Below are 13,031 nucleotides of genomic sequence, written 5' to 3'. Positions count from 1 at the left end.
TGGTGTTTTTTTTAAATAGAAAAAGACTAAAACTGTATTTTATCTTCCTCAGTAAAAGAACTTGATTGCATCGCATAATCTTTAACAAACGCACACACCTCTTTACTTTTCGTTTTCTTAAAATTATCAATTATAAATGTTTTGTCTTCAACAATGCTACTATGATACTTTAAAAACTTAGGTGCATTTTCTTGAATACTCAATCTAATGGTTCTTAATTCAATATTGTTAGGTTCTGCCTTGATTGCATTTTCAATCAACCCCACACCATTTTTAAAATACGCTTTCTTTTGCTTGCCGCCTTTTTCATATTTAGCGAGCATTGTCATCACCGCTCCTTTGTAAGCAGACAATGTAAATTTATCTTCGAAAATATGTTCTAATTGACCATATAAAGACTCAATTGCCCCTTTGTCATTTTCAATACTCGTATATGCTTTTCTTACCTCCACCACATTTTGAGCAGAAACTGAAGTTACAATAAGCAAACAAAGAATTAATAAATATTTCATGGTTAAATTTTAGTAAATAGCGCACTCATTTTAAGTGCTAACGTATCTCCAAAAGAAGAATCGTTTTTAATTTTGAAACCATCTTCGGTTTCAGTTATTGAAATATTGAGATTTAAGTCTGGAGTTATATTTGGGTTAATGATTGCCATAAACTTAATGTTTGAAGTCTGTGACAAAAACAAAGATGACTCAGTTGCTTTTTCAGTAAGTTCTTTAATAATCTGAATCATACAAACACCAGGCATTACTGGATTTCCAGGAAAGTGCCCTTTAAAAATATTGTTGTCTTTATTCAAATGAATTTGCGCAGTTACAGCTCCGTCATTATTTTCAAAACTTGTAAGTGTATATAAATCTTTTATAAGCATAATTCTTATTTGTTGAGATATTCTAAGTCAATATTTAATTTAATATTTAGATGTTGAATTCTTAGTTTTTTTATAACTTCATTATTAGTTCTTTGAAAAGTAAAAATAATTTTCTCTTTCGATTTTGAGGCATTTAATATGACAACTAATTTTTTTTCGTCACTAAATCCATAATAATTATATCGATTACCGAATTCTGTTTTATACAAAATTTCAGGTATTTCAGAAATATATTCAGATTGTACATCAACTTTTTCAGTAATCAATATCTTAAAATCCTTTTGCAATGTGTTGACAATGATATTGCGGTCAAGGTCTGGCACTATAAATTTCTTGGTAAAGGTATTGCCTTCGTAGAGAAAATCAAATAATTTGCTTCCAAATTCGGTTGTAAATACCACTCTGTGCGAAGTGTCATTTACTTTTTTTATGATAAGGATTCCGCCAAAATATTTTCCATATACATCAATCTTTGCTTTGTACACATAATCTTGCGCGGTATCAGCAAAATATGGATTTGTAATTTGAGAAATTTCTGAAGGCTGTTCCTCTAATCCTTTTAAAATTTTTGGCGAGCAAGAAAACACTGCAAATAAAAGTACACTACTGAGTAAATACCGCATCGTTAATGGTTGTATTTACAAGTCGGTTTTTAAATATAATTTGCGTGTAATCCTGTGACGGTTCTATCATTTTAACTTCAGTAACCGAAGCTTCTTTTTTATCAAAAAGTAATTCAAAAGATGCTATGTACTCTGTAAGTTTTTTATCCTTTGGAACAAAAACTGCTTTATTTGCTTTGTCGGTTATAAAGTAAGTTACAGTAAAATCGTTATCATCAAACATATCGCCTTTAACGCTTTTTACGATTAAATCGTTAAGCTTTTTAAACATTTTACTACTTCCAATATCGATAGCATTTTTAGTTCCTCCGTCATTAATAAGTAATTTATCTTCTCTAAAAATCACACTGTAGACGTACGGTTTTGTATATTCCCATTTTACGAATCCTGGGGCTTTGAATTGTAGTTTTCCAATGGTTTCAATATCGTTATCTAAAAAATCAAGATGCTTGTATTGGATAAAGTCACTTTTAATGGTTTTTGATGCACGGGAGGTTTCAATAACGGCAGTTTTAAAAGCAGAAATTTCCGAAGCTGTCATCACACGTTCTTGTGCCATAACTTGTGTGGAAAAACAACCTAGTAATAAGATAATAATAAGCTTATACATATGCCTTGATTTTGAGCAGTGTGTCCACCGAAACAGACTGCATTTGTTTAGATTGCAAAGTTAGCAATAAGTGTTCCAAAACGGCAATGGTCTTTTCGCTGCTATCGTGTAGCAAAATAATATCACCTTTTTTTAAATTATTAGTAACACGCTTTTTAATGATATGCACAGCTAAAGGTCGCGTGTCTAGAGAGCGTTTATTCCACCCTATGGATATTAACGGTAAGGCTTTTAATGCTCGTTTTATACGTGGATTTGTCACTCCAAAAACTGGACGATACAATTGCATTTCTAGCCCTGTAATTTTTTTGACTAGTGCATTTGTTTGTTCTAATTCGGCTATTACTTTTTTAGTTGAAAAAAAGCCAAAACCCTCACTGTGAGTATATGTATGATTTCCTACAGTGTGGCCTTCTGCGATAATTTGCTTAAATAGTTCTGGATATTTTTTAATATGTACACCAATACAAAAGAAGGTGGCAGTAGCATTATGCAATTTTAATAATGATAATATTTGTGGAGTAAACCCTGGATTAGGACCATCATCAAACGTTATTGCTATTTGATTTTCAATTGTATTTGGACTACTACTTAAAGATTTAAAAAAATAATTCCAGCGAATAAACGCAGAACCAAAAACAGTTAGTGCAAACCATGTAAAAAGTATAAGTGTAAAAACGTTCCACGAAAAAGCAATAAAAAAGCGTGCTACAATTGCACTTAACAATAGAACACTAAAAATAATATTAACTGTTGTAAATTTTAACATGTACGAAGCATCACGAAGGTGTGATTTTCTCCACGATACTGGTTGTAAATCAACACATTTTTAATCGCCTTTGGGGCGTTATCGTTTAATTTAACGATTTGAGGAATGGACTGCGTTTTCAACATTTTTGCCCCTAACCAAAACCCAAAAGATGATACGGTTTTAAATTCTCCAGACAAATGTTTATAAGCCGTATGCTGTGTATTTTTAAACAATCCATTTGTCAATACACTATAATATTCATCAAAACTTACATCGCCATTATTCCCTAATACAATAACATCAACATCATTAATAGTCATTTTATTTTGATTTAAAAATGATCGTACTTGTTGCTCAAGTCTTTCCTTTGATAAAGTATTTAGTATTTCAACATCTACTAACTCTGCATAACAAGTATTTTCCTTTCCATTAGAAAGCACGAAAAAATTAGCACCTTCACTAAAAACAGCTCCTTCAGTTCCCGAGTTTAAAATAGCAAGATTATCAATAGTTTTTTCTTGCTTAATGTGTTTTATTAAGCCGTGCACTTGTATCATATGTGGGCCCAACTCATCAATACCACCCACTAAAATTGTAGAGGCCTCATCAAGAGTTAACTGTAATTTTGCATCAATTAATGCAGATTCAAAAGAACTACTTGAATGCACATAGGTAAAATTGTACCCTTTGCATTGTATACCCAAAGCAATTTGACCACCTACTGTATTGTGCGTGGATTGAATAAAAGAAGTAGGTGTTAAATATTCTTCATTATTATCAATTAACCTGCTCACAAATTTCTCTGAATCTATTACACAACCCATTCCCGTTCCTGTAATGACGGCATCAACACTTTCAACACCCGCTTCATCCATCGCTATTTTTGAAGCCACAACTCCCATTTTTATTCCTTTTGCCATGCGGCGTGCTGAACCTGCATCAAGATATTCTTTATAATTAGGGTTTACTACTGAAATATTAGTCGTATGATAATTGATAATGTCATTTAAAAATTCGTCATTATCAAATGTCTTTTGAGACGAAATAGAACCTACACTATTGATATATACTTTTTTCATCATTATGGTTCCTTTGAGAATAAAACAGAAGTACAGTTTCCTCCAAATCCTAACGAATTTGAAAGTACCATTTGTAATTCCTTTTCAACAAGATGAGTCTCAGGAGTAATATTGAATTCTTTCATCTGTGTTTTAAAATTCAGATTGGGAAAAATAGTGTTGTTTTGCAACGCAAGTATTGAATAAATTGCTTCAACACCACCTGCAGCAGCAAGTGTGTGACCTGTGAATGCTTTTGTGCTACTAAAAGGCGGTACTTTTTTTCCAAAAACTCTAATAATAGCCCTTCCTTCTGAAAGGTCATTGTTAGGGGTTGCAGTACCATGTGCATTAATATAATCAACCTGTGAAGGATTGACACCTGCTACTTTTAAAGTTTTTTCCATTGCAGCTGTTGCTCCATCACCGTTTTCAGAAGATGCGGTTTGATGAAAAGCATCATTAGTATTTCCATAGCCTTTTACATAACCAAGTACTTTTCGGTTTTCTGCTTTGACTATTTTATCAGATTCAAGTACAATGTATGCCGCAGCTTCTCCTAGATTTAATCCTTTTCGATTTTCATCAAAGGGAGTATTGTAAGTATCACTTAAAATCATCAAAGTTTTAAACCCATTAATGGTAAACTTTGATAGGCAATCTGTGCCTCCTACGATAACACGGTCTAATTTTCCCGCTTTTATTAAACGGGAGCCCATGATTATTGCATTTGCTGCAGAAGAACACGCTGTACTTATTGTTGTTACAAGACTTTCATTTAGCCCTATTTGTTGTGCAATTTTATTAGTTCCATCCCCTAAAGGATGCTCCTTAATAAATCTGCGATGTGTTTCATTTTCAAGATAATCATAATAATACTGCTCAGTCATATCCATTCCTCCCACAGTACTCGCAGAAATAAGTCCCGTTTTATATTTAGAAATATCTCTTATTCCAGCACTTGCAACCGCTTGCTTTGCCGCTAGAGAACCTAATAAACTTGTACGAGAGAAACTATGATTTTTTGGAAGTCCAAGCATAGCTTCCATTGCTGAGTTTGTGTATGGAATTTCGCCTACCATAATACTATCTTTATGAATAGTACTTAACCTAGATATTTTAGAAATTCCTGTTTTTCCTTGCACTAACGAGTCGTAGTTTTCTTGCACATTGTTCCCAATTGCAGAAAGCATTCCCATTCCTGTTATTGCAATACTAGCACCCATATTATTTTCTATTCGCTTCGATATAGGCTGCCATTGAATTTACAGATTCAAAAATTGCTTTCCCTTCCTTAGGGTCTGCAAGTTTAATCCCGTAATCTTTATCTAGCATTACAATTAGCTCTAAAGCATCAATAGAGTCTAGCCCTAAGCCATCACCAAAAAGCACCTCATCATCAGCAATTTCAGTAACTGTAAGGTCTTCTAAATTTAATTGCTCAATAATTTTTCCTTTTAATTCTTCTTTTAAATCACTCATAACTAGTTGTTGTATAATCTGTTAATTTCGGCAATTGTGTGGTTACCTTTTTCATTAGTTTCATTTACGAGATAGAGGAACGCCTCGTATTTTTCTTCATCAACATTTACCCATCCACAAAGCACACTTTTAGCCTTTTTAGATATTAAAAGTTGATTTGCATACGCATGTAAATATTGCGCATTAAAGGCTTCAAATATAAAAAAACTATTTTCAGAAAATAGCTTATACTTTATACTAATCTCTCCAATGCAAATATTTGCTAAAGTATATACAAATACCGCAGGACTAGGATAATAATTATCTTTATCTGCTATTGTATTTTGATGGTTTCTGTCAGTATCTAAACTTGACGCATTATTTGATAATATAACAGCAATATCATTTTCTTCGGAAGCTAGGTTTTGAGATTTCAAAAGCATATCTGCTGTTAAAAACGCTACCTTACTTAATACATCCATCTTAAAAAATTTGCGATAATCAGTCTCTAATTTTTTATAGATATCCTTTAAAATTTCAGGTAGTTCCGTTTCCGAAGAACTGTAAAGCACACTCCCGTTTAATGAAATTTTTCCATCTTTAAAATATGCAAAAGCCTTTATGTCAAAATCTTTATTAACCACAATTAAGATTGTTCTTTTTTACACACAAACATAGTATGATATTCTCCAAGTGTGACATCCTCATCAATATAAAGGCCAGCTTTTTTAGCAAGGTCAATTAGCACTGTTGAAGGATACATTTTACTATTCCCGTTTGCCATTACTGTAAAGTAAATAGATGTTGCTTCAAGGATAAATTTTGCATTATCAAACTTCTGCCTATCTGTATATGTCTCAATAATAATAAGTCTTGTATTTGCATCCATAGCCTCAACTGCAGTGTTGAGAATGGTAGAAATTTCCTCTTCAGAAAAGCAATCTAAGAACTGGCACATCCATATTACATCAACTCCTTTAGGTATTGTTTTCTCTTCTTTTGAGAGCCAATCAATTTCTTGACCTGTTACTCTTTCTTTAAAACCTTTCTTTTCAATGGATGCTAACGCTTTTTTAAGTTGTCCTGGAAGATCTAAGAGCGTCATCTCAACTTGAGGGTCTTTATCAAGACAACGCAGTGCATACTTTCCAGTATTTGCTCCCACATCAACAATTCTTTTAGGCCTGTAAGTAAATAATTTTTCAAGAGCTTCATCAAAAATATCATCACTATAATGATGATCAAATTCAAACCAAGACTTTTGTATTTGTGGAGGTAGTTTTGACAAACCTTCATAAATTGTTGGCCATGAACCTAGCTCTTTTAAACCTGCGGGAGTTCCATTTTTAATAGCTTCGGGCAAATGATAAAGACCTTTATAGCACACATCATTTGTGAAATTGACATTAACATTTACGGTTTCATTATATGTTAAAAAATAACCCGTTTTTGTAAGCAGAAAATTTCCATCTTTATCTTTAATTACAATATTAGCACTTTCGGCAATTTCTAATAAAACACCCACACCATACATTGATAGCGATAATTGAGATGCAATTTCTTTAATTTTTTTCCCTCCTTTTTTTCGATTCTTAAAAATAAACTCAAAAACACCCAAATCTCTTAAAGAAACTGTTGCCTGAAAAACAAAAGGTGCAAATGCTATTTGGTGAGCTTGTTGAATGGCATCAAATGCGCTATCTGGTTGTTCTTGCATAGTTTTATTATTGATTATTAAATTTCTTAAAAACCACTGCCGTATTACAACCCCCAAAACCTGATGCTGTTTTGAGAAAAGTGTTTAAAGAAGTAGAAGTGTTTTTTGTAATAATATTTAACGGTGCTGAAGTTCCTTTTACTGAAAACCCGAGCGAGGTAAATAGCTTATTTTGATTTAATGAATACATCCCAACAATTGTTTCTAATAATCCTGATGCTCCTAAAGTATGTCCAAAATACCCCTTCAAACTATTTAAAGGAATGTGACTCATTCCTAGTCTTTCAAAGGCAATTGACTCCATTTCATCGTTAAAAGAAGTTGCCGTTCCATGTGCCGAAATATAGTCAATATCACTTGCTTTTACACCAGCTTCTTTTAATGCAACTTTTGCACTTCTAAACAATCCTTCTCCCGTTCTTGAAGGTCCTGAAATATGATTTGCATCATTGCACGAACTATCGCCAGCGATTTCGCAGGCTTCATTACTCAAATTATTTTTATCTTTTGTTACTAAAATACTCGCAGCAACTTCTCCTATATTAATTCCAGTTCTATCATCACTATAAGGTTTGCACATCTCAGTACTTAAAGCTTGAAAGGAATTAAAACCACTTAAAATAAACTGAGTGACTAAGTCTCCACTTACTATAAATACCTCATCAAAAACTCCTTCATTAATGTAACGTTTTGCTATCGCTATTGCAAGCACGCCAGACACACATGCATTTGAAACAACAATAGGTTGAGTTTTAAAATTAAAAAAATTTGCAACGGTTGTAGCTAATTCACTTAAATAGGATTTTGACTTCGGAAATTTGCTGTTGTTTTCTAACACATCAATATTTCCTTTTGTAGTAGAGATTATCAATCCCGTCCTATCAGAAATAGTATTTTTTGATTGTTTTACCACATCGGCTAATGACAGTAACATCATTTTTTCTAAACGAGTATATCTATTTTGATCTTCGGAAATTTCCGCGAATGCGAGATTGAGCTTTGATTTATTAATAACCGAAGCATAAAATGGTTGTGGTAAAATTGTTTTGTCATCAACAAGCTCAAGTCCAGTAGTTTCACTTGCAACTTTTTCCACCACAGCAGCACTATTAAAGCCTAATGATGAAATAATATTATTATGTGAAACGTACGTTTTATTCATCTAAAAGTCCCATTTTTTGTTTCCATCTTACCATAAAATCTGGAAACGTTAATGATAATTCGCCTCCTAATGCTACAAATACTTGGGTAGTTTCACCTGTGCAAGCAAGCAATCCTTCAGGCGTAAAAATTTTATATTGAAAAATCATTTTTGCAGCGTCACAATCAATATATGTTGTTTCTATTATAGCAATATCACCATATTTTAATGGTAATTTATGTTCACACAACGATTTAACAATAGGTGAGGAAAAATTATGTTCTTTTTGGTTAAGATAGCCAATGCCAAGCTCATTTCCGAAGGACTCACGACCGTCTTCAAAATATTGAATATAATTGCCGTGCCATACAATGCCAAGTGGATCACATTCGGCAAACCGCACACGAATTTTACTTGTGTGCTGTATTTTTTTAGCGTTAGACGGCTTGCTTCTTTTCATTATAAATGATGGCGATTAGTGTTGTGAGGAGGAAAAACAAAAATAATAAACTGATTTCGGGAACAATTGCTTTTATAGAAGCATTTCTTAAAAAAACGTCATAAAATGCACTCAATCCCCAATTCATGGGAGAAACTTGTGATACGAGTTGCATAAATTTTGGCATTATAAAAACAGGCACCCAAACACCTCCAAGGGCTGCAAGAATAACGACAAACGTAGCTCCAAAAGGGGCTGCTTGTTCTTGCGTTTTTGCAATAGTACCAATTAAAAGCCCTAATCCAATTGCTGCTAAACCTGCAAAAAGCGCCACTATGAATAACAATGTTAGCCTGCCCGAAACATCTAAAATAGGTAACCCAATTAATGGAAAGATAAAAATTCCAACTAATAGCATTAATGCAAACTGGATTAAACAAACCGCTAAATAAACGAGCGTTTTACCGCCCAAAATAGTTGCATAATTAACGGGTTGTGTACGTAATCTCACAAAAGTTCCTTGATGTTTTTCTTTGACCATATTTATAGACAAAGGAACGATAATAAAGAAAATAGCAAACAATGCCCATGCTGGCACATTGTGTTGTGCGCTGTTAGGAATGATTTCTTTTTCATTTTCTATTGGCACTATTTCTTTAAAACTAATAAAAGATTCTGTTTCAAAAAGCGGTGTTTCCTCATCGCCTATTTGCTCTTGAAATGATTTATAAATTGTTTGAGTTTCAATTTTAGAAATCATTTTATCGATTCCATTTTTTACTTGATTTTTAAAGGAACCCTGCGTGGCTGGATCAAAATACAACCTAACTTCTTTTGCTTTAATTTCTTTTTTCTCCTTGGGAAGTGAATCCTCTCCCTCTTCCTCTAATCCAAAAGCTGAGAGAATACCTTCTACGTTATCGTTTACTTTTTCCGCCAAGTCTTCTGATAATTTTGAGGGGATTACAATTGCTAATTGGTAATCACCACTAAATACTTGTTCTTTTGCTTTAGCTTCAGAAGGTCCTTTAATCACCTGGAAGGTTTCTGAACTTGACAGTCCTTCTATTATTGTTTGTGCTACATTTCCGCCATCATAATCTACAAGTAAAATAGGAATTTTAATACTATTTACCGCTTTAAAACTACTGTCTTGAATAATGGTAATTACAACAAGTAATGCGAGTGGCATTAAAAACAGAATAGCCATCCCACCTATATCGCGAGATAACAATTTGAATTCCTTTACTGTTGAAGCCCAGAGTTTATGCATAATCTCTGAGGGCATTTCCTGTAAGTGCTAAAAATACATCTTCTAGAGTATTGGCTTCAGGTTGATTTTTAATAAGTGCTTCTGGAGTTCCTTTTGCAACGATGATTCCCTTATCAATAATAGCTACTCGTGTGCAGAAAGTTTCGGCTTCATTTAAGTGATGAGAGGTATAAATAATGGTCGTTCCTTGTTTGTTCAATGCTTGTAAATGAGCGATGATTACGTTTTTTGATTGCACATCTACTCCCACTGTAGGTTCATCTAGAAACAACACTTTAGGCTTATGAAGTATGCTCGCTATTAGGTTAACACGCCGTTTCATTCCTCCAGAAAATGTTTTAATTTTTTTATTTGAAAAATTTGCTAACCCTAAAATTTCGAGTTGCTTTTTAATATCGTTTTTAAATGACTCACCCTTTAAATTATACATACTCCCAAAGTACATCAAGTTCTCAAAAGCTGTCAAGTCTGGATATAACGCATATTCCTGTGGAACAATACCTATGTGTTGTTGAAGTTTACGTTTGTTATTTTTAAAGTCCAAGCTGTCAATAGTAAAATCTCCTGAGGTAGGTTGTATTAAAGAACTCAACATAGAAATTAACGTTGTTTTCCCGGCACCATTAGGCCCCAATAATCCAAAGATCTCTCCTTCCTCAACCTCTAAATCCAAAGAACTTACTGAAAACATTTCGGCACCTTTGTATTTTTTTGAGAGGTTGTTGATTTTTATCATTGGTAGATTTAAATGACAATTATTTTAATTGGTCTAAGAGACTGCTTTTTTTAATTTCTTAAAGAATACTTTCTCTCTGTCTGCAATTGCTTCTAGTTGGGTGGCTACTTCGTCGTATTTATCTAGTGCTGTGTTGTTACTTCGGTTTTTATAGATTCGGGATGCTTCTAATGCAAAATCACGCCACTGGTCTCCAATTTCAGTCATTTCCGAAGAAAGTTTTATAAGCTTTTCGTTCTTTAAAAGTTTCCCAGATTCTTGTAAAAATGCTCCGTAAATATACCTAAAACCGCCACCACCAGTTCCAATTTCTTCTTGCATACGAACGATTTGTCCAAGGTAATGATTTGCCTTTTTCGCACCTTTTTTCTTAGGCCATTTTCTAATAAGTTTCGCAATGGTTTTGATTCCATTGACTCCCACAAATGGAACAGGTGCTGCCATATCGCGACAAGTATGCTTGATTCCTTTGATGATTGCTTTTTCCAGCGAAAGTTTTTTTGGAAACTCAGTTGGGTAATAAATATGCCCTTTAGGAGCGAAGGCACCTTTGGCGAAACGCACTTTTTCTAATTCTTTATCGGTAAGCGTAGTGACGTTCTCCATTACGGGGTCACTAATAAGGTACTTGTTATCCTCTTTTCCGTAGACCACTAGATTATGCGCGTTGAAGTGAAAGCGATATTCGTCTGGGAAATACATTAAGTTATAAACGCCCACTTGCAATCCTACGGGATTATTTTTTGCTAGGTTTTCATCTAATCTAGCTTTTGCAGTTTTTGGGTTTTTAAATTTTTCGCGCTTTATTTTTATCCCCACTCTTTTTGCAAAGCGGTTAAAAATTTGCCCTGGCATAGCACGATAGGTCACAACCGGCGCATAATTTACTTTTAAAAAAGGTATATAACAAAAAAGCAATCCGGACCCTATTCCAAAAACCATAGGTTCGCTAATTTTGAACCCATTATGCTTCATTAAATTTGAAACCACCCCATTTTCGCAATGCGCAGACTGGTTGTGTGTAAAATCTATCTTCATAGGATTTATTTTGGGATCTCTTGTAGTTCTGCTACTGAAATGTCAAACACATCAGCATACTTTTTTAATTTTTTAGCACTCAATTTCTTGAATACCGAAGGTTTAAAATGGCGTTTAACTTTCCATTGCCAAAAACCAACATAACTTGCTAATATGGGAAGATCCATTTTTGAAAGTTCCATGTAATATTCTATAGGACTTGTCACTCCAGAATGCACACGTTTTTTTGCATCTTCAATACGTTGCTCGATTTCCTCGAGGGCATTGTCAAGCGCTATTTTTTTAGGATCCCAACCAGAGCTTAAAGCAGTGGTATATTCACCATTTTCATCAACGGCATAATACAACTCTTTTGAGTTTACTTTGTTAAGACTGCTTTGGTCTTGTGGAACTTCGATTTTCTTCACTTTATACTTCTTGAATGATTAAATTCATCGTACAATCTACGATTAATTCTTCATTGTTAAAAGTAGAAGTTTGCATGGTGCACATGGTGTACTCCTCTGTATCAAACCTTGATATAAGTGAAGCCTTTGTAATAATGGTATCATCAACTTTAGGTAATGCGTAGATTTTTGCTGTTTTTATGGTACTAATAAAGCCAACAACCTTATTCCCCTTACCCTCAACATCATCATCGTCAAAAAAGTTTTGCCCTACGATTGCTGAGCACGTTTGAGCGTTATTTTCTATTAATCCGCTTTCTTTAAAGAAGTTATTGTCATCTACAAAAACACAATTTTTTTCAATTTTAAAAGTTGATGAAACTTTGGTTTGTGTAAGCAACAACAGTTTATTCACCATTAACATAGGAGGTCTATGCGGAAGGAAATTTTGAATATCGAAGTTTTCAATATCGGTTTTCATATTATGCTAGTGCTGTTTTCATTTCGCCTATTGCAATCACTTCTCCATTGCATTTAGTTGATACTGATACTAGTGTTATTCCCATAAATTCTTGTAGAATATGGACTGTGGTAATTAATGTATCTCCCACTTTAGGTAATTCTTCAATGGTAATTTTTTTAATGGCACCTATATATCCAGTAGGAGCATGCTCTTCTTTTAAAAAAAAATCATACCCAGTGTGCAATGCAACACTTTGAGCCATGTGTTCTATAATACCTGATTCTTGAAAGTTATTGTTATCTGTAAATAAGTTATCTGCAGTAACGGTAAGCCCTGCTGTTATCATTTCCGAAGAGAAAGCATGTAATGAATCTACCATAACAAACGGTGCTTTTTGTGGAATTAAATTTTCCACAACTGCTTTATCAGTTATTTTTCTAGGCAATATATTCATA

General features: G+C 33.6%; 18 protein-coding genes. All 18 read right to left on the bottom strand.

The window, feature by feature from the left end; all coding sequences use genetic code 11:
- Positions 1-26: 26 nt before the first annotated feature.
- The 18 genes from GB234_RS03725 to GB234_RS03640 are packed head-to-tail and all read right to left on the bottom strand — an operon-like array spanning position 27 to position 13,030.
- Entirely contained in the window at positions 27-512 is a 486-nt protein-coding gene (locus tag GB234_RS03725; protein WP_151893170.1) for a hypothetical protein, read from the bottom strand.
- A 2-nt stretch (positions 513-514) separates the two neighbouring features.
- Positions 515-880 carry an ApeI family dehydratase gene (locus GB234_RS03720; protein ID WP_151893169.1) on the bottom strand — a complete coding sequence of 122 codons (366 nt, stop codon included), beginning with the start codon at positions 878-880 and terminating at the stop codon, positions 515-517.
- A 5-nt stretch (positions 881-885) separates the two neighbouring features.
- On the bottom strand, positions 886-1,503 hold the full coding sequence (lolB2, locus tag GB234_RS03715; RefSeq protein ID WP_151893168.1) for a flexirubin biosynthesis protein LolB2: 618 nt from the start codon (positions 1,501-1,503) through the stop codon (positions 886-888).
- Positions 1,484-2,113: a flexirubin biosynthesis/transport protein LolA2 gene (lolA2, locus tag GB234_RS03710; protein WP_151893167.1), complete on the bottom strand. Its 630-nt coding sequence runs from the start codon at positions 2,111-2,113 to the stop codon at positions 1,484-1,486. The genes lolB2 and lolA2 overlap by 20 nt, the downstream gene beginning before the upstream one ends.
- Positions 2,106-2,882 carry a polysaccharide deacetylase family protein gene (locus tag GB234_RS03705; RefSeq protein ID WP_151893166.1) on the bottom strand — a complete coding sequence of 259 codons (777 nt, stop codon included), beginning with the start codon at positions 2,880-2,882 and terminating at the stop codon, positions 2,106-2,108. Before GB234_RS03705 ends, lolA2 begins: the two co-directional genes overlap by 8 nt.
- A complete protein-coding gene (locus GB234_RS03700) occupies positions 2,876-3,946 on the bottom strand; it encodes a beta-ketoacyl synthase N-terminal-like domain-containing protein (RefSeq protein WP_308645052.1) in 1,071 nt (356 codons plus the stop codon). Before GB234_RS03700 ends, GB234_RS03705 begins: the two co-directional genes overlap by 7 nt.
- Complete coding sequence (locus GB234_RS03695) at positions 3,946-5,148, bottom strand: beta-ketoacyl-[acyl-carrier-protein] synthase family protein (protein ID WP_151893165.1); 1,203 nt, start codon at positions 5,146-5,148, stop codon at positions 3,946-3,948. Before GB234_RS03695 ends, GB234_RS03700 begins: the two co-directional genes overlap by 1 nt.
- A 1-nt stretch (position 5,149) precedes the next feature.
- Positions 5,150-5,404, bottom strand: a complete 255-nt coding sequence (locus GB234_RS03690; RefSeq protein ID WP_151893164.1) for a phosphopantetheine-binding protein — start codon at positions 5,402-5,404, stop codon at positions 5,150-5,152.
- Between the two features lie 2 nt (positions 5,405-5,406).
- Positions 5,407-6,027 (bottom strand): 3-oxoacyl-ACP synthase, encoded by a 621-nt coding sequence (locus GB234_RS03685; RefSeq protein WP_308645051.1) that lies wholly within the window; start codon positions 6,025-6,027, stop codon positions 5,407-5,409.
- 2 nt (positions 6,028-6,029) lie between these two features.
- Entirely contained in the window at positions 6,030-7,100 is a 1,071-nt protein-coding gene (locus GB234_RS03680) for a methyltransferase (RefSeq protein WP_151893162.1), read from the bottom strand.
- A 7-nt stretch (positions 7,101-7,107) separates the two neighbouring features.
- On the bottom strand, positions 7,108-8,262 hold the full coding sequence (locus GB234_RS03675; RefSeq protein ID WP_151893161.1) for a beta-ketoacyl synthase N-terminal-like domain-containing protein: 1,155 nt from the start codon (positions 8,260-8,262) through the stop codon (positions 7,108-7,110).
- Complete coding sequence (locus GB234_RS03670; protein ID WP_151893160.1) at positions 8,255-8,701, bottom strand: acyl-CoA thioesterase; 447 nt, start codon at positions 8,699-8,701, stop codon at positions 8,255-8,257. Before GB234_RS03670 ends, GB234_RS03675 begins: the two co-directional genes overlap by 8 nt.
- Entirely contained in the window at positions 8,679-9,953 is a 1,275-nt protein-coding gene (locus tag GB234_RS03665; protein WP_151893159.1) for an ABC transporter permease, read from the bottom strand. Before GB234_RS03665 ends, GB234_RS03670 begins: the two co-directional genes overlap by 23 nt.
- Positions 9,946-10,689: an ABC transporter ATP-binding protein gene (locus GB234_RS03660; protein ID WP_151893158.1), complete on the bottom strand. Its 744-nt coding sequence runs from the start codon at positions 10,687-10,689 to the stop codon at positions 9,946-9,948. Before GB234_RS03660 ends, GB234_RS03665 begins: the two co-directional genes overlap by 8 nt.
- 33 nt (positions 10,690-10,722) lie before the next feature.
- Positions 10,723-11,727 (bottom strand): BtrH-related acyltransferase DarH, encoded by a 1,005-nt coding sequence (gene darH, locus GB234_RS03655; RefSeq protein ID WP_151893157.1) that lies wholly within the window; start codon positions 11,725-11,727, stop codon positions 10,723-10,725.
- Positions 11,728-11,732: 5 nt separating this feature from the next.
- Complete coding sequence (DarG, locus tag GB234_RS03650) at positions 11,733-12,134, bottom strand: flexirubin biosynthesis protein DarG (RefSeq protein ID WP_151893156.1); 402 nt, start codon at positions 12,132-12,134, stop codon at positions 11,733-11,735.
- A 1-nt stretch (position 12,135) separates the two neighbouring features.
- Positions 12,136-12,594, bottom strand: coding sequence for a hotdog family protein (locus tag GB234_RS03645; protein ID WP_151893155.1), 459 nt, complete (start codon positions 12,592-12,594; stop codon positions 12,136-12,138).
- A 1-nt stretch (position 12,595) separates the two neighbouring features.
- Positions 12,596-13,030, bottom strand: coding sequence for a hotdog family protein (locus GB234_RS03640; protein ID WP_151893154.1), 435 nt, complete (start codon positions 13,028-13,030; stop codon positions 12,596-12,598).
- Position 13,031 lies beyond the last annotated feature (1 nt).

It is taken from the genome of Patiriisocius marinistellae, assembly GCF_009014635.1.
Taxonomy (GTDB): domain Bacteria; phylum Bacteroidota; class Bacteroidia; order Flavobacteriales; family Flavobacteriaceae; genus Patiriisocius; species Patiriisocius marinistellae.
This window is presented reverse-complemented; position numbering and strand designations above follow the sequence as displayed.